23 protein-coding genes are annotated in these 23,023 nt (G+C 42.6%); 15 read left to right on the top strand and 8 right to left on the bottom strand.

The features are described from left to right. The first annotated feature begins 1 nt into the window (after window position 1). Genes asnB through ACQK2H_RS04940 form a run of 3 tightly spaced genes read left to right on the top strand, consistent with a single transcriptional unit; the run spans window position 2 to window position 2,918 of the window. A complete protein-coding gene (gene asnB, locus ACQK2H_RS04950; protein ID WP_425390359.1) occupies window positions 2–1,861 on the top strand; it encodes an asparagine synthase (glutamine-hydrolyzing) in 1,860 nt (619 codons plus the stop codon). Beyond that, window positions 1,858–2,292, top strand: a complete 435-nt coding sequence (locus ACQK2H_RS04945; protein WP_425390358.1) for a hypothetical protein — start codon at window positions 1,858–1,860, stop codon at window positions 2,290–2,292. Before asnB ends, ACQK2H_RS04945 begins: the two co-directional genes overlap by 4 nt. Then, window positions 2,268–2,918, top strand: a complete 651-nt coding sequence (locus tag ACQK2H_RS04940) for a glycosyltransferase family 4 protein (RefSeq protein WP_425393124.1) — start codon at window positions 2,268–2,270, stop codon at window positions 2,916–2,918. Before ACQK2H_RS04945 ends, ACQK2H_RS04940 begins: the two co-directional genes overlap by 25 nt. 218 nt (window positions 2,919–3,136) lie before the next feature. On the opposite strand, the gene ACQK2H_RS04935 is transcribed toward ACQK2H_RS04940, so the two are convergent. Continuing rightward, window positions 3,137–4,327 carry a tetratricopeptide repeat protein gene (locus ACQK2H_RS04935; RefSeq protein ID WP_425390357.1) on the bottom strand — a complete coding sequence of 397 codons (1,191 nt, stop codon included), beginning with the start codon at window positions 4,325–4,327 and terminating at the stop codon, window positions 3,137–3,139. A 16-nt stretch (window positions 4,328–4,343) separates the two neighbouring features. Between ACQK2H_RS04935 and ACQK2H_RS04930 the strand changes: the two genes are divergently transcribed. Together ACQK2H_RS04930 and ACQK2H_RS04925 are read left to right on the top strand one after the other, a co-directional pair. Further along, the gene (locus ACQK2H_RS04930; RefSeq protein WP_425390356.1) at window positions 4,344–4,991 is read left to right on the top strand and encodes a hypothetical protein; all 648 of its coding nucleotides are present in this window, start codon (window positions 4,344–4,346) and stop codon (window positions 4,989–4,991) included. Between the two features lie 623 nt (window positions 4,992–5,614). After that, the gene (locus tag ACQK2H_RS04925) at window positions 5,615–8,569 is read left to right on the top strand and encodes a glycosyltransferase family 117 protein (protein WP_425390355.1); all 2,955 of its coding nucleotides are present in this window, start codon (window positions 5,615–5,617) and stop codon (window positions 8,567–8,569) included. Between the two features lie 68 nt (window positions 8,570–8,637). Here the strand turns inward: ACQK2H_RS04925 and ACQK2H_RS04920 are convergent, their stop codons facing one another. The 7 genes from ACQK2H_RS04920 to ACQK2H_RS04890 form a co-directional block, all read right to left on the bottom strand. Further along, window positions 8,638–8,970 carry a T9SS type A sorting domain-containing protein gene (locus tag ACQK2H_RS04920; RefSeq protein WP_425390354.1) on the bottom strand — a complete coding sequence of 111 codons (333 nt, stop codon included), beginning with the start codon at window positions 8,968–8,970 and terminating at the stop codon, window positions 8,638–8,640. Window positions 8,971–9,142: 172 nt separating this feature from the next. After that, window positions 9,143–10,642 (bottom strand): NAD(P)H-hydrate dehydratase, encoded by a 1,500-nt coding sequence (locus tag ACQK2H_RS04915; RefSeq protein ID WP_425390353.1) that lies wholly within the window; start codon window positions 10,640–10,642, stop codon window positions 9,143–9,145. 3 nt (window positions 10,643–10,645) lie between these two features. After that, window positions 10,646–11,839, bottom strand: a complete 1,194-nt coding sequence (locus ACQK2H_RS04910; RefSeq protein ID WP_425390352.1) for an NADH-quinone oxidoreductase subunit D — start codon at window positions 11,837–11,839, stop codon at window positions 10,646–10,648. Between the two features lie 2 nt (window positions 11,840–11,841). After that, window positions 11,842–12,324, bottom strand: a complete 483-nt coding sequence (locus ACQK2H_RS04905) for an NADH-quinone oxidoreductase subunit C (protein WP_425390351.1) — start codon at window positions 12,322–12,324, stop codon at window positions 11,842–11,844. Then, window positions 12,314–12,853, bottom strand: coding sequence for an NADH-quinone oxidoreductase subunit B (locus tag ACQK2H_RS04900; protein WP_425390350.1), 540 nt, complete (start codon window positions 12,851–12,853; stop codon window positions 12,314–12,316). The genes ACQK2H_RS04905 and ACQK2H_RS04900 overlap by 11 nt, the downstream gene beginning before the upstream one ends. After that, the gene (locus ACQK2H_RS04895) at window positions 12,850–13,308 is read right to left on the bottom strand and encodes an NADH-quinone oxidoreductase subunit A (RefSeq protein ID WP_425390349.1); all 459 of its coding nucleotides are present in this window, start codon (window positions 13,306–13,308) and stop codon (window positions 12,850–12,852) included. Before ACQK2H_RS04895 ends, ACQK2H_RS04900 begins: the two co-directional genes overlap by 4 nt. Window positions 13,309–13,369: 61 nt before the next feature. Next, a complete protein-coding gene (locus ACQK2H_RS04890) occupies window positions 13,370–13,999 on the bottom strand; it encodes an LON peptidase substrate-binding domain-containing protein (protein WP_425390348.1) in 630 nt (209 codons plus the stop codon). Here ACQK2H_RS04890 and ACQK2H_RS04885 point away from each other — a divergent pair, their 5' ends adjacent. The 10 genes from ACQK2H_RS04885 to hisC all read left to right on the top strand — a co-directional run bounded on the left by ACQK2H_RS04885 (window position 14,000) and on the right by hisC (window position 22,582). Continuing rightward, on the top strand, window positions 14,000–14,527 hold the full coding sequence (locus tag ACQK2H_RS04885; protein WP_425390347.1) for a hypothetical protein: 528 nt from the start codon (window positions 14,000–14,002) through the stop codon (window positions 14,525–14,527). 42 nt (window positions 14,528–14,569) lie between these two features. After that, the gene (gene paaE / locus ACQK2H_RS04880) at window positions 14,570–15,634 is read left to right on the top strand and encodes a 1,2-phenylacetyl-CoA epoxidase subunit PaaE (protein WP_425390346.1); all 1,065 of its coding nucleotides are present in this window, start codon (window positions 14,570–14,572) and stop codon (window positions 15,632–15,634) included. A gap of 94 nt (window positions 15,635–15,728) precedes the next feature. Further along, the gene (paaA, locus tag ACQK2H_RS04875; protein WP_425390345.1) at window positions 15,729–16,673 is read left to right on the top strand and encodes a 1,2-phenylacetyl-CoA epoxidase subunit PaaA; all 945 of its coding nucleotides are present in this window, start codon (window positions 15,729–15,731) and stop codon (window positions 16,671–16,673) included. Between the two features lie 96 nt (window positions 16,674–16,769). Then, window positions 16,770–17,051 (top strand): 1,2-phenylacetyl-CoA epoxidase subunit PaaB, encoded by a 282-nt coding sequence (gene paaB / locus ACQK2H_RS04870; RefSeq protein ID WP_424963322.1) that lies wholly within the window; start codon window positions 16,770–16,772, stop codon window positions 17,049–17,051. Window positions 17,052–17,121: 70 nt separating this feature from the next. Then, window positions 17,122–17,877 (top strand): 1,2-phenylacetyl-CoA epoxidase subunit PaaC, encoded by a 756-nt coding sequence (paaC, locus tag ACQK2H_RS04865; RefSeq protein WP_425390344.1) that lies wholly within the window; start codon window positions 17,122–17,124, stop codon window positions 17,875–17,877. Between the two features lie 39 nt (window positions 17,878–17,916). Then, window positions 17,917–18,405 (top strand): 1,2-phenylacetyl-CoA epoxidase subunit PaaD, encoded by a 489-nt coding sequence (gene paaD, locus ACQK2H_RS04860; protein WP_425390343.1) that lies wholly within the window; start codon window positions 17,917–17,919, stop codon window positions 18,403–18,405. A 340-nt stretch (window positions 18,406–18,745) separates the two neighbouring features. After that, window positions 18,746–19,525, top strand: a complete 780-nt coding sequence (locus ACQK2H_RS04855; RefSeq protein WP_425390342.1) for an enoyl-CoA hydratase-related protein — start codon at window positions 18,746–18,748, stop codon at window positions 19,523–19,525. Then, complete coding sequence (locus ACQK2H_RS04850) at window positions 19,525–20,682, top strand: 3-hydroxyacyl-CoA dehydrogenase NAD-binding domain-containing protein (RefSeq protein ID WP_425390341.1); 1,158 nt, start codon at window positions 19,525–19,527, stop codon at window positions 20,680–20,682. The genes ACQK2H_RS04855 and ACQK2H_RS04850 overlap by 1 nt, the downstream gene beginning before the upstream one ends. A 104-nt stretch (window positions 20,683–20,786) precedes the next feature. Continuing rightward, a complete protein-coding gene (paaI, locus tag ACQK2H_RS04845; RefSeq protein WP_425390340.1) occupies window positions 20,787–21,203 on the top strand; it encodes a hydroxyphenylacetyl-CoA thioesterase PaaI in 417 nt (138 codons plus the stop codon). Between the two features lie 287 nt (window positions 21,204–21,490). Further along, the gene (hisC, locus tag ACQK2H_RS04840; RefSeq protein WP_425390339.1) at window positions 21,491–22,582 is read left to right on the top strand and encodes a histidinol-phosphate transaminase; all 1,092 of its coding nucleotides are present in this window, start codon (window positions 21,491–21,493) and stop codon (window positions 22,580–22,582) included. Window positions 22,583–23,023: the final 441 nt, after the last annotated feature.

Genomic DNA, 23,023 nt, shown 5'->3' with positions numbered 1-23,023 from the left:
CATGTGTGGCATAACCGGCTATAAAAACTTCGCAAATGACAGTGATTTATCTCAATCACTCAAAAAGGCTACCTCAGTTCTTGATAAAAGGGGACCGGACAATCAAGCCACATTCACGCACGAATCTGTAGGATTAGGACATACACGCCTTTCAATTATTGATACTTCTGCAAGAGGCAATCAGCCCATGTCGGATAAGTCCGGAAGGTATACGCTCGTATTTAATGGTGAAATATATAATTATCGAGAGCTTGCCAACGAGTTAAACGTGGACTTTCAATCCAGCTCAGATACGGAGGTCTTGTTGTATCTTTTGATTCAGCAACGGGAGCAATGCCTTGCAAAGTTGAATGGATTTTTTGCATTTGCATTCTATGACAAAGAAACTCAGGCCCTGCTGCTGGCAAGGGATCGGATGGGAATTAAGCCGCTTCATTATTATAGGAATGAAAATTTCTTAGCTTTTGGATCAGAGTTGAAAGCCCTGATGCAATTTCCATTCGAAAGGACCATTGATCAAAGTGCACTTTACTGGTATCTGAGGCTCACCTATCTACCTCATGATATGAGTATGCTTCAGGGAGTTAAAAAACTACTTCCCGGTCATTCGATGACTATCAAAGGAAACGAGATCGAAATCAAGCCGTTTTGGGAGTTAGAAAAACCAAATCCTTTTCATGGAAACTATGAAAATGCCAAGCAAACAACTTCACAGCTTTTAGAACAGGCTGTAGAACGCAGAATGGTGGCAGACGTTCCACTTGGGTCGTTTCTTAGTGGCGGTACGGACTCATCAGCAGTGGTTTCAATGGCTACCAAGTTTAATCCAAACCTTCACACATTCTCCATTGGGTACCGGGATCACGATTTTTTTGATGAAACGAATTTTGCAGAGCTGGTCGCAAATAAGTTTCAAACAAACCATACAACTTTTTCTCTCACGAACGATGATCTCCTGAATAGTCTTGACGAGGTGATTAATTACATTGATGAGCCTTTTGCTGATTCTTCAGCAATACCTACCTTCATTTTATCTCAGCATGTAAGCCAACACATTAAAGTAGCTTTGTCAGGAGATGGTGCGGATGAATTGTTTGGCGGTTATTACAAACATTTGGCTTTTCAGCGATCCGGAGAACAAACCCTACCAAATAGCATCATTAAGTGGTTAGCACCGTTTTTAAAATCGCTTCCTTCATCAAGGTCGTCCACCGCTGGAAACTTTGCCAGACGAGCAGCCAAGTATGCGCAACTGATGCAAATGAAATCATACCAAAAGTATTGGCACCTTGCTTCATTCAATCTTTCAGCAAGTGAATTGATGGCTGATCCATTGAAAGAGGAAACAGTAAATGAGTTCATTAATCGTTTCCAGGATGGAAATGATGATTTAAGCTTAAATGAATTCCTTGATATGGACCTGCGGATTGTCTTACCTGGTGATATGCTCACTAAGGTGGATTTGATGTCCATGGCTAATAGTTTGGAGGTGCGCGTGCCATTTCTAGATAAAGACCTGGTTGCTTTTGCACGCACATTACCTCCACATTTTAAAATTGATAAAAACAGAAGAAAGACTGTTTTACAGGATGCTTTTGAGCATATTTTACCTAAGGAGCTTCATCATCGTTCCAAAAAAGGCTTTGAAGTACCCATGCTCAGCTGGATGAGAAATGAACTAAAATCCTCTGTCGAAGAGGTTGTATTCGATAAAGATTTTCTTGAAAATCAACAGGTTTTTAATCCCACGAGAGTAATGGATCTCCAGCAGAAGCTTTTCTCACAAAACCCCGGAGATGTTCATTCCACACTCTGGACGCTTTACGTATTTCAGAAATGGTATAAAAAGTGGATGCTATGAAAGCGTTGTTTTTAGTTCTTCACCGAAAAGACCGCTCACCGGGTCAACGCTATCGACATGAGCAATATTTGGAATACCTCACAGAAAATGGCATTACATGCATAATAAGCCCTCTTCTAAAAACAGCAAATGAAGACAAAACTTTCTATGGAAATAAAATGCTTCCTAAAGTTTGGGTGGGTCTAAAGGCTTTTTTAAGAAGATTTTTTAGTGTGCTTAACGCCGGTGGTTTTGATATCATTTACATCTACAGAGATGCTTTCTTCTTTGGGACATTTTTTGAAAAGTGGCTTTGTAAAAAGAATGTGAAAATCATCTATGATTTTGATGATGCCATCTGGTTAATGGATGAAAACCCGAATCAGGGAATATTCAATAAGCTAAAAACCCTGAAAAAACAGCGACTATCTGTACGCTGGCAGACCGGGTAATTGTTGGGAACGAGTACCTGAAAAAATATGCCTCTCAATTCAGCAATGATGTAGTCATCATTCCAAGTACAGTTTCTCTAAATGAATACAAGTCAAAAGATCTACTAAAAGATCGAATCTGTATTGGATGGACCGGGAGCTTTTCTACCATCAAGCATTTTAAAACTGTAATACCGGCGCTAGAGACCATTAAAAAAAAGTATGGACAGAAAGTTTATTTCAAAGTAATTGGTGACCCAACCTGTTCATTTCCTGACCTCAACATTCGTGGGGTTGAATGGCAAAGTAAGACAGAGGTAGAGGACTTATCAGAATTGGATATTGGCTTAATGCCATTACCTGACAATGAATGGACAAAAGGAAAGTGTGCAATGAAAGGCCTCCAGTACATGGCGCTTGAAATACCTACCATTATGTCTCCTGTCGGGGTAAACTCAGAAATCATACAGGATAGAGAAAATGGATTTCTGGCATCCACAGCAGAAGAGTGGGTGAAAAAATTATCCTTACTGATAGAAGATGAAGAACTGAGAAAACGTGTCGGTAAAGCAGGAAGAAAAACGGTGGAAGCAGACTACAGCGTTGAAGTAAATAAAGAGAAGTGGCTGAGGGCGTTTAGTTTTTGAATAATTTCAAAATACATGAATGCCATTTCGAACCCTCGGCACAGCCGGTGGTGAAAAATCTTTACAAAACTAATAAGTGAATTAAACTATAGAGATCTCTCCTACGTCGAGATGACATGCTTATAAAGAAGCTCCATTAAGATATTTGAGCTAACCCACCCCTACCCCTCCTAGGAGTGGATTTTTTAGTATTCGATTTATTATTAAATTGGACAGAATTACAATTCCCTCAGACGACTCCTGGCTTGCTTATGGGCAGAATGGCTTCTTTTTGCGGCTTTTTTCACCTGCTTATAATAGTCTTTAGCCAAATCCTCATCTCCTTCTTTCTCTGCTATAGTAGCCAAGTGCAGTAAGGAGTAAAAATAATACCCCATGTCCGTTGCATCTATGGCCTCAGCGAATTCCATTCCTCGCTTGTAATATGCTTTGGCCTGATCATATTTTCTTCTGAGCTCGTTGACATGACCTAAGAAAAAACAGGCATATCTCCCGCTGTTTTCTTCGTATCCTCTTTGATTTGCATCAATACGTTCAAGTATTTCGAGCGCTTCTTCTTCTGCCTCCCCATACCTGCCCATTTGATACAGAAGTCTGGTGTAGTATCGATGAAAATAGGGGTTATCCGGATAATCCTTATGTAGAATCCTGGCTACTCTCACAGCTTCCGACAAATCCTGATTCTCACCCGAGGAGAGAATTCTGATTAGATAAAATTGAGCTTCAGTTCTGGAGTAAAAAGCATTTCTGGTAACTTCCTTTAGCTGCTCGATCCCTTCCTTTTTGTCTCCTTCCGGAAAGAAAATCATAATGGGACGAAGCAACGGATACTCTTCCCTGATCCATTCGGCATAATAGTTAAACAAAGCATCACCAAATAGCAGCTCAGGACTGTAGGTTTCATGTCCTCTGCATTCGCCCAAATACTTTAAAGATCTACTACCCGCCAAAGCAGCCTTTCGGTATTCTCTTCGTTCAGAGTATAGCCTTCCTTCAAAAGCATAGGCTGCAGCTAAAAAAAAGGCTCCCTCTATTTCATTGTAATTGTCGTAGATATGTTCAGCGAGAATTTTGGTGGTATCCATGTAGGAAAGAAATTCTTCATCATAAGCTTTGTTTTCGTAGTTAGGCACTATTTGCCACCAATAGTTTAATCCTTTCAGCAGATAAGGAAGCGGGTGCCATGGATAGTTTTTTTCCAAATAGGTAAAATGAGAATCTGCTTTCTTGAATTCAAAATTGTACATGGCGTTGATGGCTTCAGTGCTTTCGACCTGGATGAAAGGATTGATAAGCAAGCTGTACTTAGCAGTATCTCCATTTAGCAAGTCTTGTGTCCACTGAGCCTTTGAACCTACCGAGAATAGGATTAGGAAAATAGCAATGATATTTTTGACGTGTAATCTCATCTGATCGCAAATCTATATGACGGAACGTTTAAGCAAATACCGAAAGCAATTTCTTGAAAACTGGTTCGACTTTAACGGAGCTGGTATGTTCTTCATTATATGCTTAACATACATTGCCCTACTTTTTGTTAAGCGAATTTTCATAATTGATTCTATTGCCGCTTTTGAGGTGCTCAATGAGCGTGGAGAAATATGGGTATTTGACATTTTATACGGAATCCAATACCTCAGCGTGCCACTTTTCCTTGCCTGGAAATGGACCTGGACAACTTTGCTCCTATGGATTGGATGTTTCATGTTTGGGTATCGGCTTCACTTTAATCAACTCTGGAAAATGGTGATGCTGGCAGAAACTGTGTTCTTCCTTCCGGAAATCGTCAAGGTATTGTGGTTTACCATGTTTTATACTGATCCTGACTACAATGACTACATGGCGTTTTATCCATTTTCACTCATCAACCTGATTGATTACACACAAATCGCACCAAAGTGGCACTACCCCTTAAAATCGATCAACATTTTTGAAGTTTTGTACTGGCCTGTATTGGTGCTTGGCATCTATTTCCTCAGTGGAAAAAAGCTGAGGATATCAGCCTACATCGTTTTGAGTACTTATGTGCTATTCTTTTTTATGTGGCTAGTGTTTTATTTGGTGGTTTATTAGGGTAATAACCATTTTAAAATCGTAATGATTGCATTATAAATCCCTTCCTGGGACGGTTTGGCGCATCGAAGGATTGCAGTGGGTCAGCGCTACCCTAATATTCCCTAAAGGGATCCAACACATTGTATAGTCCTGAAATATTTAAAAGATTTCTCCTACTGTTTTTTTGAAGCATCGAAAAGTAAATGATCACTAATTGATGAAAATAGATCACAAAGCAGTAACTAAATTCCTCCCTTTAGGTAGGTCAGGAGGGTGTTCTATATTTATTAATTCAAAACACCCCTGAAGTCCAGAAACGTCGGACCGCCTCAAGGGGACATTGAGTTATTGAACAAAATAAGCTTACACTAAATTGATAATCTTACTTCAATCGGACCCCAGCGGCCTGCCCGCAAGTGCCGGTGTGGCCGCAAGGAATGTGCGGTGGGGCGTCCCAAAGTCATTTCTTAACTTAAAAGATGTTAAAAAAACCATCTTTAGGAAGGCCTATTCGTAGAAAGTGCATTTAAAGGCTCTTTTTTCAATACCTTGCGAAACCATTTGATATACAAAATCCAATATGACTATGCCCTAAATTCTTAGGGTTAATTGCTATTTTCGCCCTTCACATTAATTCGACTATGGGATACCAAAAGATTAATATCATCACCGGCTGGATTGCCTTTCTTATTGCACTTGTAACTTATGTGCTTACCGTAGAGCCAACCGCTAGTTTCTGGGATGCAGGAGAGTTTATTGCATGCTCATACAAACTGCAGGTTCCACACCCGCCGGGAGCACCTTTTTTCCTATTAACCGGAAGAATGTTTTCACTGATGGCAGGTGGAGACGTCACTCAGGTGGCGTACTGGGTAAATATGCTCAGTGTACTAAGTAGTGCATTCTTTGTACTGTTCATTTTCTGGTCGATCACTCACCTGGCCAAAAGAGCTTTAAAGGTTAAAAAAGGGGAAGAAACCACTGCTGACACTATCATGATCATGGGAACTGGTTTGGTAGGTGCTCTTGCATGTACTTTTTCAGACTCATTCTGGTTTTCTGCAGTGGAAGCTGAGGTATATGGCATGTCTGCCTTCTTCACATCTTTCGTTTTCTGGGCCATCCTTAAATGGGAAAATATGACCAAAGAGCAAGACCGAGCTCGGTGGTTAATATTGATCGCCTATATGATGGGGCTTTCCATTGGCGTTCACCTATTGAACCTCGTAGCTATTCCGGTACTAGGACTAATTGTCTACTTCCGATATTATGAGAAAGTAACAAGAAAAGGCATCATCTACACCATGCTTATTTCTGCCGCGATCGTACTTATCGTGCTGGAAGGAGTGATTCCGGGACTGCCATCTATCGCAGGGAAAATGGAGATCTTCTTTGTAAACAGTCTGGGACTTCCTTTTGGATCTGGTGTGATTTTCTTCGGATTGGCCGTCATTGCGGGTTTGGTATATGGAATCCACTATTCCATCAAACACAACAAATATGTATTGAACACCTCATTACTCGCGCTGGCTTTCATTTTGATTGGGTATTCATCTTATTCCCTCGCGGTAATCAGAAGTAACTACAACCCACCAATTGATGAGAACAATCCGGAAGAGATCATCTCTTTCGTTTCATATCTGAAAAGAGAGCAATACGGTAGTCGTCCGCTTTTCAAAGGACCTTACTACACGGCAGACCTGATCGAAAATAAAAAAGGCGCCCCAGTATACATGAGAGGAGATGATGAGTATGTGATCAAAGACTACAAAGTCACGCAGGTATATGACCCTGCTCATACCACTATTTTACCTCGAATGTATAGCTCATCACCTGCGCACATTCAGAAATACAGACAAGTGACAGGACTGAGAGAGGGCGAAAAACCTAGCTGGGGAGATAATTTTTATTACCTCATTGTTCATCAGCTTGGTCACCAGTATTTCAGATATTTTATGTGGAATTTCTCCGGAAGAGAGCATGACATACAAGGTGCCGGATGGGTTGGAATCACCGATGCATTTGAAAAATTGCCTGATGTGCTAGCGAACAATAAAGGAAGAAATATTTATTACGGCCTTCCACTACTACTAGGGTTGTTTGGAATGTTTGTTCAGTATAAGAAAGATGTCAAGCTTTTTTCTGCTACTGCGCTGCTATTCTTCATGACAGGTATTGCCATTGTGCTTTACCTGAATACTCCTCCGATTGAACCAAGGGAGCGAGATTATATCTATGCCGGCTCATTTTACATTTTCACAATCTGGATCGGCTTTGGGGTAATGGCGCTCTATGACATGCTCAAGAATATTTCTAAACAGAAAAAGATCGCGGCTGTACTTGCATCCATCATTGGGTTATGCATCCCTGTTTTGATGGCCAGTGAAAACTGGGACGATCATGACAGGTCTGACAGATACTTTTCTGTAGATGCAGCTAAAAATTACTTGTCATCGGTAGCTCCCGACGGCATCATCTATACCGGTGGTGATAATGATACTTTCCCATTGTGGTATGCGCAGGAGGTTGAAGGCTACCGAACAGATGCCCGTGTGCTTGTTTTAAGCTATTACAATACAGATTGGTATATTCAGCAATCCGCACGTCAGGCATATGAGTCTGACCCACTTCCATATGGATTATCTATAGAACGATACCAGCAAGGCGGTTTGAATGACTATTTGCCGGTTTATGAACGAGATGAGTTAAAGGGAAATGCCGTTAATGCAAAATTGCTGCTGAAGTTTATTGAGGATGAAAACCCAGGACTGCAGATTCCAACATCCATAAGTGCATACAACTCAGTACCTGCAAGAACACTTTTCCTTGAAGTAGATACTGTGAAGGCGAAGCAAATTGTGCCGGAGGACATGCACCACATGATCGTGGATAAAATGATCTTAAATATTAAAGGACGAGCGCTGGAGAAAAAGGATCTCGCATTTTTAGATCTGCTTGTTAACTCTAACTGGGAGCGACCGATTTACTTGAACAATACATCTATTGCTCAGCTTAACATCGACATGAGGAATCATGTGGTTCAAGAAGGCATGGCATATCGTGTGTTACCGATCAGAAATACGAATCCAAGATCCGGTTACCCGGTGAATACTGAGGTGATGTATGACAATGTGATGAACAAATTCAGCTGGACAAATCTGGATGACCCAGACGTATACTATACGCAGGATTATATGGGTTTTGTGCTGAATTCAAGATCTACCTTTAATACCCTTGCAGAGAATCTCATTGCTGAGGGTGATTACGCACGTGCTTCAGAGGTCTTGAAGAAATGCCTTGAAGTAATGCCTGATGAGGCCGTGCCTTTTGATTTCTTTAGCGTACAGCAAGTGGATATGCTACTGAAAGTAGGCGAGCAAGAACTGGCGGACTATGTTGCTGAAAGAACGTCATCTTATGCTTCACAGTGGCTAGATTATTACTTCGCCAATGATCGCACAGACACCAATGAACTACAGAAGCAACTATTGTCGCTGAATGAAATTGCCAGAGCCTATCGGGCAAATGGTGATCGGGAGCAGGCAGCTGCATATGAGGAGCTCTTTAATACCTACTACTCACAACTACAGGAGTAGATTAGAAATAGACATAATAAAGAAAACCTCCGATTGGAGGTTTTTTTATGTCTTGATCTTAATAATATTTAGTGTTTCAAAAACTTGTAAGCTTTTCTGAATCGTTTATCCTCATCCTTTACAACTAAAAAGTAGTAACCGGTAGCAAGGTCCTTGACTGGAATCTTGTACTTGTTATGACCTACCTCTTCGGGTTTAATCTGAAGTTTATTTCCAATCATTGAATTCAACTCGAATTCTACTTCAGAAGATTCTCCTTCAAACTGAACGAAGATAAACTCCACTGCAGGGTTGGGATAGATGCTTATTTTGACATCCTGCGTCAATTCTGACTCTCCCTGTGCGAGGGAGGCTATGCTTAAGGTGAGCAGAAACGCTAGTATGGTCAGTTTATTGCGCATGGTAGTGTATACAAATTACGCATTTTTTTTCATATTGTTCACAATCAAAATAAAATATTAAACATACTTTAACGTTCACAGGCTCATTTTATAAAGATCTAAAACAGAAATCGTTGATTTCAATCAAAATAAGCAGGCTGAATTACTTTGTCGAATTATTGGGAGGGTTAGTCTAAAGGGTTCGATTCATAATAGAACACAAAGCTTCTGAGGTATATTCAATGATATCAGATGCTTGAATCCATGGAATTTTTGCTTCCCTTACAGCCTCATCTCCTGCTAGCCCATGCAGGTAGACTCCAAGCATTAGCGCATCGTATGGTGATAGTCCCTGAGCAAGTAAAGAACCTATTATCCCGGTTAGTACATCTCCGCTTCCTGCGGTGGCCATGCCCGGATTTCCGGTAGAGTTAAATGCAATAACCCCCTCTGAATTGCAGACAGCCGAGTAGGCGCCTTTTAACACTACATTCAACTTATATTCTTGAGAGAACGACCTCAGCTTGCCTAACTTATCAAAGTCATCTTTCCAACTCCCAACCAATCGTTTGAACTCTCCCGGATGAGGGGTTAAAATAGATTCTTTGGGTACCTGCTTTAATAATGCCTTCTTTTTGGCTAACAGGTTTAATCCGTCAGCATCTATTACCATCGGCTGCTTTGATGATCGAATGAAGTTTTCAAATGCTTCCAGTGTCTTTTTGCCTGTACCAATTCCAGGTCCTAGAAGAACGGTATCCTCAGTTGTTGGAATGGAATGAATCTCATTCGTCCCTTTTCCATCAAGAACCATGGCCTCCGAGATGGCTACCTGCATGATATCAATTCCACATTTCGGTACGCAGGCATTGACTAAACCTACTCCGGTTTTGAAAGCTGCCTTGGTACAAAGCACTGCCGCTCCCATTTTTCCTTTGCTGCCAGCCACAATCAGCAGCCTACCGACCTCATTCTTATGGGTAAACTTTTGCCTTGTTGGAAAGAGGTGAGCAACATCTTCTAATTCGATAAATCTAAAATCTGACTTCTGCTTTTGAAGAAAGGATTGATCCAGACCAATATCTATGATCTGCCACTCACCGACATATTGATGGCATTCGGGCTGAAAAAATGAAAGTTTAGGAACCTGAAATGAAAAAGTAAAATCAGGCTGAAAGGCAATCGCCTCTTTAGGTAGCGGCTGATCCGCATACAGTCCGGAAGCAATATCAATGGAAAATTTGAGGCACTGCTGATCATTTAAAAACTCAACCACCTCCTTGTAAAACCCTTCCAGCGGTCTGGATAAACCTGAACCGAATAGTCCGTCAATAACTATGTCTGATTCGGCAATTTTGGGTAAGTCCTTCTCAGAATCGATAACAGCATAAAGTTCTGATCGATCGAGGTTGGTTTTAAAGTCGTCAGACCCTTTCCTCGGGTTTCCAACCACATATATTAAAACCTCCCATCCTTTTTCTTTTAGCAATCTTCCAATCGCCAGTCCATCTCCTCCATTGTTGCCCACACCACAAAAAATCTTAACCGGTTGCTTGTCCCGGTTGACTTCAAGGAACCGTAAAACAAACTCTTCACTAGCCCGCTCCATCAAATCGATTGAGGAAATGGGCTCATGCTTTATGGTATACTTATCCGCTTCTCGTATTTGTTCTGACGTGAGGATTTTATGCATAACCTAACGATCTACTTCTCCCATAACAAAATCAAGAGAACCGACAATCGCAAATAAATCCGCAACCATGCAACCACGGCTAATTTCTCTGAGCACTGAAAGATTTGAAAAGCTGGGCGCCCGGGCCTTACACCTGTCCGGTTGATCTGATCTCCCATCTGATCTAAAGAAAAATCCAAGTTCACCTTTCGGGTTCTCAGCTCTTATATAAAAATCCTGAGCCTTTGGCCTGATTTTCTTAGGTACCAATGCTCTAGGATCAAAATCTTTGGTGCGTTTGTGTTCACCCAAAAGCTTTTCCACACATTGCTCAATAATCTTTATGGACTCCCAGCACTCCTGATACCTCACCCAATTTCTATCCCAACAATCACCAACAGTTCCCATTTTCCCTTCCCCAACCGGAACCTCAAAATCTAACTCAGGATATACACTGTAGCCATCCACTTTTCTCAAATCGAAGCGTAACCCTGATGCTCGAAGCATTGGGCCTGTAATTCCGTAATTGATTGCTAAATCTTTGGGAAGTACACCAACATTGGCTGTTCGCTCTACAAATATTTTATTTGAAATCAACAGGTCTTCCGTATCCTTCAGTTTGGGCTTTAAATAATCTACAAACTCTTTGGAGCGTTCTTCGAATCCAACCGGGAGATCAAAAAACAAGCCACCCACCCATATGTAATTGTAGAGCATTCTAGCTCCACTGGCCCATTCCAGCATTCTTAAAATATGCTCCCTGTCACGCATCATCCACAGAAATGGAGTAACAGCACCAATATCAAGACCGTAGGTCCCAATAGCAACAAAATGCGATGCTAGGCGATTTAGCTCAGAAACAAGTACTCGGATATATTCTATCCTTTTAGGAATTTCCTTATCGATCCCAAGCATTCGCTCCACCCCCATCACAAACGCCCATTCATTATTCATCGCTGCTACATAATCCATCCGATCGGTGTATGGAATGGTTTGGTTGTAGGCGAGTGATTCAGCATGCTTTTCGAAACACCGATGCAGGTAACCCAGATGAGGAATGACGTCTACAACTATTTCTCCGTCAGTCACCACCTCCAACCTCAGCACACCATGAGTGGCAGGATGTTGGGGCCCTACATTGATAATCATCTCCTCGGTTTTGAGGTCTGATTCTTTATACTTTAATGGCTCAGATTTAGTAAGGAATGACTCTACCATGATTAATATTTCACTTTTACATCATGGTACACTTCCTGCTCCTGATAATCCTTTCTTAATGGATGTCCTTCCCAGTCTTCAGGCAATAAAATTCTTCTTAAATCAGGGTGCCCCTTGAATTTAATACCCAAGAGGTCGTAAGCTTCCCGCTCGTGCCAGTCGGCTGTTCTCCATATTTCAGAGACAGAATCAACTTCAGGGTCGGATCGATCTAAAATTACTTTTAATGAAAGATGAAGTTCATACGGAATGCTGTAGAGATTATAAACCACCTCCATTGTGTTCTTTTCTTCACCGTTATCCAAGCCTGTCAAGCAGGACAATGAATCAAAGTAGAGTTGATCATGGGTATGAAGAATTTCGCATACAGATTTTAAATGACTCCCATCAATGATCAATGCCGGCGGACTTGACGCCAAATCCTCTCCAGTAACAGCGCCTGGAATTTCTTTCTCAAGAACCGTTTTAATTTCTTCAAACAGCATCCTTCTCCATTAATTTTTCTAATGCTTTCGGTCTCAGAACAGATTCAGTTCTGATTTTTTCCTGCAACTTCAAAAATCCTCCAATCAATGCTTCCGGTCTCGGCGGGCACCCGGGCACATACACATCAACGGGAATCACTCGATCCACTCCTTTCAGCACATGGTACCCATGTTCCCAATACGGCCCTCCACAGTTGGCACATGAGCCCATGGAAATAACATACTTCGGATCAGCCATTTGCTCATAAAGTCGTCTGACTCGATCAGCCATTTTAAATGTAACCGTTCCGGACACAATCATGACATCTGCCTGGCGGGGTGAGTTTCTTGGTATCACACCGAAGCGATCCAGATCATAAGCAGAGGACGATGTAGACATAAACTCAATAGCACAACAGGCCAGGCCAAAACCAACAGGCCACAAGCTACTAAGCCTGGCCCAATTCAAAAGATCATCGAGTTTGGACACAATAATTCCACCCTCACCTGTCTTTAATCCACCAATATTTATCTCTTCGCTATTGCTCATTCGAATTTTTTATAGGCGCTGTTCGGAATCTTTGAAATATAATCTGAGGCTTTTGGTTTTGGCCTTACCCATTCCAACATGCCCTTTGCCCATACATACGCTAATCCAATCAAAAGAATTCCTATAAATATGAAGGTTTCAATCATTGAGAACTTGCCCCACAGACCGTTAGTTTCTTGAATAAGTTCCTCATCCCCAAAAACGGTTGCCCAGGGAAAAAGGAAAACGAGTTCAGCTTCAAACAACAAAAAGATGAGCGCGATAATGTAAAAACGGACATTAAACTGACCCCAGGCCGTTCCAGAAGGTTCTTCACCTGACTCATAGGTGGTTTGTTTCTCTTTGGTTGGTCTAGAAGGACGCAGTATTTTTCCTACCAACAGCGTAATCATCAAAAATGAAATGCCCCCTATCAGGAACAACAAAACAACCCCAAATCCGCTGATTTCGATCATGATGGGAAATTACATGGAATCTGTGAAATTATTAATTGAATCGAGGGGTAATAGCCTGATGCTAAAATTTTAATGGATCCAAATGCTTGAAATGACCATTTTGTTTAATACGATCCTGCGCATTTTGAGCTCTTTCTAATGCTGGCAATAAATGCTCCAGGTGTTTAATTGCGAAAAGCAGTCGGTCGTTTTCATTCGGAATATCTAACAATTGGTATTCTTCTTCCGGTTTCAAACCAATTTTATGGCCAATATCATAGACTGAAGTAATGGAAGAAATATCAGGCACATCGACTTCTCCTAGCCAACCAAACAATCGTGCGCTCATTTCCTTGAATTGATAAAGTAAGCTTGGATCCGCAGGTGTATTATCTATTTCGAGATAATCGACCTTACCCCCGGCATACTCCAAATCGTTCCATGGATTCCAAAAATCATATACCTGAAAAGGTTCGAGTGCCCTGGTCTTAATGTCCATTCTCCCGTCATCGTATTTTTTGGTTACTTCAATAATTTCAACTTCTGTGCCTAAATCAATTTTATTAAGCACATAAGAGGGAATACCAAAATTTACACCCTTGTCAAGGCAATCGTTTACCAAGGCTTTGTAGCGTGGTTCGAAGATGTGAAGATTGACTGCCTCTCCGGGAAACGCTACGATATTCAAAGGGAAAAGCGCAATTTCTTTCATATGTGTCAAAAACTCGGTTGTGCGAAAATAGTTTGGTACTTTAGACGAGCAATGAAGATCGTTCGAATAAATAAAGGAAAAGTTGTGCGTCTTCCCATAAGGCTATTTTCAGTTTTAGCCATTGTGTTCATTACCATTAAACTAATGGATGCTTTGCCTGAGCCTTGGTCCATTTTTATTGCAATTGGTATAGCCTCCATACTTCCAGCCATTTGGTTTGCCTCCTATATCATCATTATCAATGAAGAAAAGAAAACCATTTTTGATGGTATTTGGACCATGGGGAGAAAGTTTGGTGCCATCAAAAAATATGACACAATTGAAAAAATCTTTATCAACAAAGTAAAAACAAAGCAAACAATGTATTCGCTCTCCAATAGGCAAAACATTGTTTCAAATCATGAGTTTCAAGCATTCATCAAATTAGATGATGGTGAAAAATATTTCTTAATAAGTCACCCCTTAGAAGAACGGATAGAGGAAAAGGTGACAATAATCAGGGAGAAGCTTGGACTAAAACAATTTTAAAACCTTTGCGATAGTTAGTTTTGCCTGACTCAAAAAATAAACATGGCAAAATTTCATACCCTTAAAGTCGCTGAGCTTTCCAGACCTACTGAAGAATCAGTAGCAGTCACTTTTGAAATACCTGGAGATTTAAGAGAAGAGTTTGCATTTACCCAGGGCCAACACCTCACACTGAAGAAAGAAATTGATGGTGAGGATACCAGAAGGTCATACTCCATTTGCTCATGCCCAATTGACGAAAAGCTGACTGTAGCGATCAAAAAATTAGAAGGTGGAAGGTTTTCTACTTGGGCCAATGAGGATTTAAAAGAAGGTGACGAAATTGAGGTAAATCCTCCACATGGACACTTTTATGTGCCATTAGACCCTGAAAATGCCAATTCTTATGTAGCATTTGCAAGTGGTAGTGGGATCACCCCTATCATGTCGATCATAGAAACCACTCTCCGAACCGAACCCGAAAGTGAGTTCACTTTATTCTATGGCAATAGAAGAACAGGTTCTATCATCTTTCAGGAAGAATTGGAAGCTTTGAAAAATCGATACATGGGCCGATTTAGTCTCTATCATGTGCTAAGCAAAGAGCGTCAAGAATCAGATCTCTTTAATGGTAGGATTGATGAAGAGAAAATTCAAGGGTATGCCAGACGTTTTTTTGATCCGGAATCAGTGGATCACTATTTCACATGTGGTCCTGAAGAAATGATGCTTGCTGTCCAGAGCGAGTTGAAAAATTTAGGTGTGCCAGAAGATCGTATCCATTTGGAGCTCTTTACTTCACCTGTTGGCAAGCTAGGAGGCAAAGAAAAAGAAGTAAAACACGAAAAGGCTCATGCAGAAATTACGGTGGTTTTAGATGGTAACAGTCTGACTTTCCCTTACGACTCTGATAAGTCTATTTTGGATGTGGCGTTTGATAATGGTGCTGATCTTCCTTACGCTTGTAAAGGAGGTGTTTGTTCTACTTGTGTGTGTAAAGTAGAAGAAGGTGAAGTGGAAATGGATGTCAATTATGCACTTGAGCCTGATGAGTTGAAAAGGGGACTTGTACTGAGCTGTCAGTCTTACCCAAAGACGGATAAGGTGAAGTTGAATTTTGATGTTTAAATCTTTAGTTGACGAGTTAATTGGTGGATTAGGAAATTCTTCAAACTAATCTACTAATCAACCAGTTATCTATATAACTAATTAACTTTAAGGCATGGATATTAAGAGTTTAGAAGATCGGTTTAACGAAAAGATTGATAAGGACATCCGAATCGAGCCAAAAGATTGGATGCCGGAGAATTATCGAAAGACATTGATCCGTCAGATTTCCCAGCACGCTCACTCGGAAATCGTAGGGATGTTGCCCGAAGCAAATTGGATTACTCGTGCACCTACATTGAGGAGAAAGGCAGCTGCATTAGCTAAAGTACAAGATGAGGCAGGTCACGGCCTTTATTTATATAGTGCATGTGAGACTTTGGGTGTTGAAAGGGATCAGTTGCTTCAGGATCTTCACTCAGGAAAAGCAAAGTATTCATCCATCTTCAACTACCCTACCTTAACATGGGCTGATATGGGTGCGATTGGCTGGCTGGTTGACGGTGCAGCTATTATGAATCAGGTGCCATTATGTAGAGCTTCATATGGTCCGTATGCTCGAGCAATGGTGAGGGTGTGTAAAGAAGAGTCTTTCCACCAGCGTCAAGGATTCGAGATTATGTTAACGCTTTGCAGAGGATCAGAAGAACAAAAAAAAATGGCACAAGATGCCTTGAATAGGTGGTGGTGGCCATCACTCATGATGTTTGGTCCACAAGACAAGGATTCTACACATACTGAGCAGTCTATGAGATGGGGTATCAAACGATTTACCAATGACGAGCTTCGTCAGAAGTTTGTTGATGTGACCAAACCTCAGGCTGACCTGTTAGGAATCACCATTCCTGACAAAGATTTGAAATGGAATGAGGAGCGGGGACACTATGATTTTGGTGAGATCGATTGGGAAGAATTTTTCAATGTGATCAAAGGTAATGGTCCATGTAATAAGCAGCGAGTAGACGCTAGAAGAAATGCATACGATAATGGAGCGTGGGTAAGAGACGCTGCAGCATCACATGCAGAGAAAAAGGCAAAGAAAAAGCAGGCGGCTGCTTAGTAATTGGTTAATTGGAAGAATAGTTAAAGAAGAGAAAAGAGGAAGAGAGAAAACCAATTAACCAATCAACTATTTAAACGAATTAATCAAAATACTATGAAAAATTGGCCTCTATGGGAAATCTTCATTCGAAGCAAGGCAGGACTTAATCACAAACATGTGGGGAGTCTCCATGCTGCAGATGAAGAAATGGCGATTCAGAATGCAAGAGATGTGTACACTCGAAGAAATGAAGGTGTAAGTATTTGGGTAGTGAAATCGGAAAACATTACAGCCTCAGATCCGGACGATTCAGATCCCATGTATGAGCCGGCGAAAGATAAAGTGTATAGACATCCAACATTTTATGACTTGCCAGACGAAGTAAAGCATATGTAATGATCGTTCTAACCTCCATCATTGCAACAATTATCACACTGATTTACAGAAGGAGAAGAAAATTGAATTAATGACACAGTCAACTAAATACAACTACGTCATTCAACATGCAGACAACTGCCTGATTCTGGGCCAACGGCTAGCTGAATGGTGCGGACACGGTCCTATCCTGGAGCAGGACATTGCAATGACCAACATCAGCCTTGACCTCATCGGTCAGGCACGCATGTGGTATCAATACGCAGCTGAAATACAGGGTGAAGGAAAATCAGAAGATGAAATTGTCGCATTCCGTGATGCATGGGATTACCGCAATGTATTGTTGGTAGAAATGCCAAATGGGGATTTTGCGCAGACCATTTTCCGTCAGTTTCTGTATGACACCTTTAGTGTTCATTTTTATGAGATGCTGATGGATAGCAATGATGAACAGCTCGCTGCTATTGCAGCAAAATCACACAAAGAAGCACTTTATCACGTCAAGTGGAGTAGTGACTGGGTGATTCGACTGGGAGACGGCACAGAAGAGAGCCACAAACGCATGAATGCAGCTATTGAGGAACTGTGGTCCTATTCCGGAGAGCTTACATTACCCAATGAGACTGAGCAAAAGGCATTAGAAGATGGATATGGTATTGATTTGGCTGTATTGAAAGAAAAAAGAGATGCTCAAATCCGGAAAGTGCTAACTGAAGCTACTTTGGAAATCCCTGAAAGTACCTACACTCATAAGGGTGGTAAAGACGGTACACACACAGAGCATTTAGGATATATCCTTTCTGATCTTCAGTTTTTGCAAAGAGCGTATCCGGGTCAGGAGTGGTGATTAGAAACTAGTCGACTAGTTAAATAGTTAATTAGGCAGATGAGCGAAGAAAGGACAAATACGAATCAACTAATTAACCAATCAACGATTTACCAAATCCTTGAAAACGTTACCGATCCGGAAATACCGGTCATTTCGGTGCGTGACCTGGGCATCATCCGTGATGTATTAATTACCAATGATTTTGTGGAAGTGATCATCACCCCCACCTATTCCGGCTGCCCGGCCATGCTGGAAATTGAAAAAAATATCCATAATGCCCTGAAAAAAGAAGGCATAGAGCATTTCAAGATCTCGACCGTCCTCTCCCCTGCCTGGACCACCGATTGGATGACGGAAAAGGGGAAGCAGCGACTCAAAGAGTACGGAATCGCCCCTCCCAACCCCACTGCTCCGGAAAACATCGAGTGTCCTCAATGCGGCTCTAAAAATACCGAGCTCGTCAGCGAATTTGGCTCCACCGCCTGCAAGTCGCTTTTCAAGTGCAAAGACTGTCTGGAGCCGTTTGATTATTTTAAGTGTCATTAAGCTTCAAGAGGCAAGCCGCAAGCTCCAAGTTCGCACTCCCAATCGTTGGAACAGCGTAACAGAAGGCATTAAATCATGAGCGTAAAAAAATTGAATTTTGTAGAATTACCCTGTAAAATCACTGTCTGACCCGCCAGTGGCGGGGAGTTTGATTTTACATACGAAACCAATTCAATTTTTTAGCAAGAGATTTACAGCCTTGATCTTTTTGCTTCGTTTTTGCATCAAGGCAAAAATGAAGAGCCCGTCGGCTTGAGACAAAATAAGAAATCATTGCAGAGAGATATAAGGGGAATAGAAAGCGTATAATATTTAACTTCGCATCCCAAACATTAACCACATGTCAGACACCCTTCAAATAACCAAAAAAGACACCCTCGGCATCCTGACGTTCAACCGTCCTGATGTCTTCAATAGCTTCAATAAAGAGCTGGCCATGGCCGCCCAAAAAGCATTGGATGATTTTGCTAAAGATGATTCCGTGCGAGCGATTAAGCTCACCGGAAATGGTAAAGCCTTTTGTGCGGGACAAGACCTGCAGGAAGCCATCGCCGATAATGGACTGGAGATTGAACAGATCGTAGATGAACACTATAACCCGATCATCCGACAAATTCGGACCATCGAAAAACCAATCATTGCAGCAGTGAATGGTGTAGCTGCCGGTGCAGGAGCGAATATCGCGCTAGCGTGTGATGTGTGCGTAGCGACTGAATCTTCCGCTTTCATTCAGGCCTTCAGCAAAATAGGTCTAGTACCCGACAGTGGTGGGACATTTACCCTTCCACGAATCATCGGATTTGGAAAGGCGTCTGCGCTGATGATGCTGGGAGATAAAGTATCTGCAACAGAGGCGGAGCAGATGGGTATGATCTACAAGGTATTCCCTGATGATTCATTCGCAGAAGAAGCAGAAAAGATTTCGCAGAAGCTGGCCAATATGCCAACGAAAGGGCTGGCCTATACGAAACACCTGCTGAACCAGTCATTCAACAATGACCTGAATCAGCAACTGGAAATGGAAAAAGAGTGGCAGTTCAAAGCCACCGAAACAAACGATTACAAAGAAGGCGTGCAGGCCTTCATGGAGAAACGAAAACCGAATTTTAAAGGAGAATAATGCCAAAATTAAGTGTGATAGGAGCCGGAACCATGGGAACCGGTATAGCGCAGGTAGCCGCCACAGCCGGATGGGATGTGGTGATCAACGATACCAATAGTGACATTCTGGAGAAATCCTCCGCCAGCTTAGTCAAGGTGATGAACCGACTTGTGGAAAAAGAAAAGATCGATCAGGCCACTGCTGATAAGATCCTCGGGCGAATCGACTTTACCGAAGACCAGCAATACTTCGAAAACTCGGACCTGGCGATCGAGGCGATCGTAGAGAACCTGGAGATCAAACAGAAAGTATTTAAAGCAGTCGAAGAGATTGTGCGGGAAGACACGATCATTGCGTCCAATACCTCTTCGCTTTCGCTGGCTTCCATCGGATCGGCACTGAAAGACCCGTCCAGATTTGTGGGCATTCACTTTTTCAATCCCGCTCCTTTGATGCCACTGGTAGAAATTATTCCAGCAGTGCAAACCGCTGAAGCAACCACCAAGCAAGCCAAAGACTGGGTCGACAGTTGGAAGAAATTGACCGTGCTTGCAAAAGACACACCCGGCTTCATTGTGAACCGAGTGGCCCGACCATTTTACGGTGAGTCGCTGCGTATGTACGAAGAAGGCATAGCTGATTTTGTTACGATCGACTGGGCGATGAAAGAGCTGGGAGGCTTCCGAATGGGACCATTCGAGCTGATGGACTTCATCGGAAATGATATCAATTACACGGTGACGGAAACAGTCTTTGCGTCATTCTTTTACGATCCACGCTACCGACCATCCTTCACGCAGAAGCGGATGTCAGAAGCCGGCTTCCTGGGACGCAAGTCAGGCAGAGGCTATTACGATTACGCCGAAGGTGCAGAGAAGCCGCAACCGAAAAAAGACGAGCAACTTGGACAAGCCATCCTGGATCGTACATTAGCGATGCTGATCAATGAAGCCGCTGATGCTTTGTTTCTAAATATCGCCAGCCGGGAAGACATTGATACCGCCATGACTAAGGGGGTGAACTACCCAAAAGGTTTGCTAAAGTGGGCAGATGAAAAAGGCATTGATTGGTGTGTGGAGAAAATGGATGCGCTGTACGACGAGTACCGCGAAGACCGCTACCGATGCAGTCCGTTGTTACGAAGAATGAAAGAAGAAGGCAAAACGTTTTATTGACGAGATGCTTCGTTCCTCAGCATGACACAAATTATATTTAGCATGTCATTCTGAGCCTGTCTGCCGACAAAGGCAGGCGCAGCGAAGAATCTCATTTTATTCAAATGCAAACCAAACCCGAAAAAATAGTCGCCGAGATGATGGCCAACGACTCCTTCAGTCAGTGGCTGGGAGTAGACGTGCTCGACGTGCGCGAAGGCTATGCGCAGATCAAAATGACCGTGCGGGAAGAAATGCTCAACGGTCATCGTGTCGCACATGGAGGTATCTCCTTTTCGCTCGCTGATTCGGCGTTTGCATTCGCATCGAACTCCCATGGCCAAAAAGCGGTTTCCATTGAAACATCGATCAACCACATCAAACCAATTTTCGAGGGAGATGAGCTGATCGCCACTGCCGAGAAAGAAAGCATCTCCAAAAGCCTGGGCCAATACATCGTGCGTGTGACCAGGGGAGACGAACTTGTGGGGCTTTTCAAAGGCGTGGTTTTCCGCAAACAAGAAGAATGGGAGGTTGGTTAGTTAGTATTTTAGTTAATCAGTTAATTAATCAAACAAAACTATGAATTTAGCATCCGATAAAGTTTTTTTTGAGATCTAGTGAAACGCTCAAGGTTACCCTTTAAATTCTCTAAAGGGCACTTTATAAACTCTCCCTTTAGGTCTGGGTCAGTTTTTGAGTTTTAAAGAAAAATCGTTTCTCGGATGCTGGGAATAATAATTAGTAACATGAACACACAAATCAACCATTCAACAAATTCACTATTTAACCAGTCAACTAATTCACCAATTCACTAGTTAACTAAACCATGAACATCCAAATACCTGACCATATAGCCGCCATCAAAAGCTACCAACCCGGCAAAACCATCCCACAGCTACAGGAAGAGTACGGCTGGAAAAAGGTTGCCATCCTATGGAACAATGAAAACACGCTCGGCTACTCACCTAAGTCCAAACAAGCAGTGATCGATGCGTATGAGTCCATCAACTACTACCCCGACCCGGTCTCTCGCGACCTGAAAGCAGCCCTGGCCAAACGATACGGCAAGTCCGAAAACCAGATTTTCATGGGCAATGGCTCTGAGTCTGTGCTTATGCACGCCATCCGCGCCATGTGCACCGGAGAAGATGAGTTCCTCACCTCTGAGGGAGGCTTTGTGATCATCTACAACTGGGCTCGCATCAACAATGTGCGTTGTGTCGCCATGCCTATGACAGAGGACTATGCTTTTGATCTGGAAGCAATCAAAAGCCGGATCAACCGCAACACCAAAGTGATCTACCTTGCCAACGTCAACAATCCGACCGGCACCATGATCACGCAGGAAGAACTTGACAGCTTCATGCAACATGTGCCCGACCACATCCTCGTGATCGTGGATGAAGCCTACTTTGAGTACTCAGAGGCATTGCACCCCGACTTCCCCAACTCCCTCGAGATGGACTACCCCAACATCCTGACGCTGCGCACCTTCAGCAAAGCCTACGGGATCGCCGGCGTACGACTCGGATTCGGGATCGGGCATGAAAAAATCATCGATGCGCTCAACAAGGTGAAGCTCACCTTTGAGCCCACGGCACTGGCACAGGCTGCCGGTATCGGCGCGCTACAGGATACCGCCTTCCTCAAAAAATCCATCGACAACAACACCCAGCAGCTCAAGTACCTCTACAAGGAATTCGACCGGCTCGGCATCCGCTACGTCCCCTCCTACGCCAACTTTGTGATGACCGTCTGGAAGGACAAAGACGAAGTAATGAAGGTCTTCAACGCGCTCATGGAACGCGGCGTGCTCGTACGCCCACTCTACGACCCCATCAGCCACTGCATCCGCATCTCCGTCGGCCGCCCCGAAGAAAACCAGATGTGTATCCAGGCATTGGAGGAGGTTTTATAAATCCCCTACAAGAAATGTCTCCCCCTCTGGAGGCGGTCCGACGTTTCGGGGGTGCGAAGGTATTGAGTGATGGCAGGGGGAGGTTAGACCCTGAAATAAATTCAGGGTGACGTTCTAATTATAAGCAGCTAACAAAATATGATGTGTCATTCTGAACTTGTTTCAGAATCTTCATCATTAACAGCAGAGAACACCCTCCATTCCACCTCCACTGATATTCGCGCCATCCGGCTTACTTCGTCCGTCGTGGAACAGGCCGGCTTCTGTCCCGTCTAATCGCAAAGAGATTTGCCTTGAATTGAGCTTTAATTAATGGCAAAGCACAAGGGGAGGTTTATGCTAGTGGAAGGAACAGATCCTCCACTGTGCCTGCCTCCCAGCAGGTAGGTTCAGGATGACGCTTCGATTTTTATCCATGCTTTAAAAAAAGAAATAATCTTC

It is taken from the genome of Ekhidna sp., from assembly GCF_965228795.1.
In the GTDB taxonomy this organism is placed as follows: Bacteria; Bacteroidota; Bacteroidia; order Cytophagales; family Cyclobacteriaceae; genus Ekhidna.
This window is presented reverse-complemented; position numbering and strand designations above follow the sequence as displayed.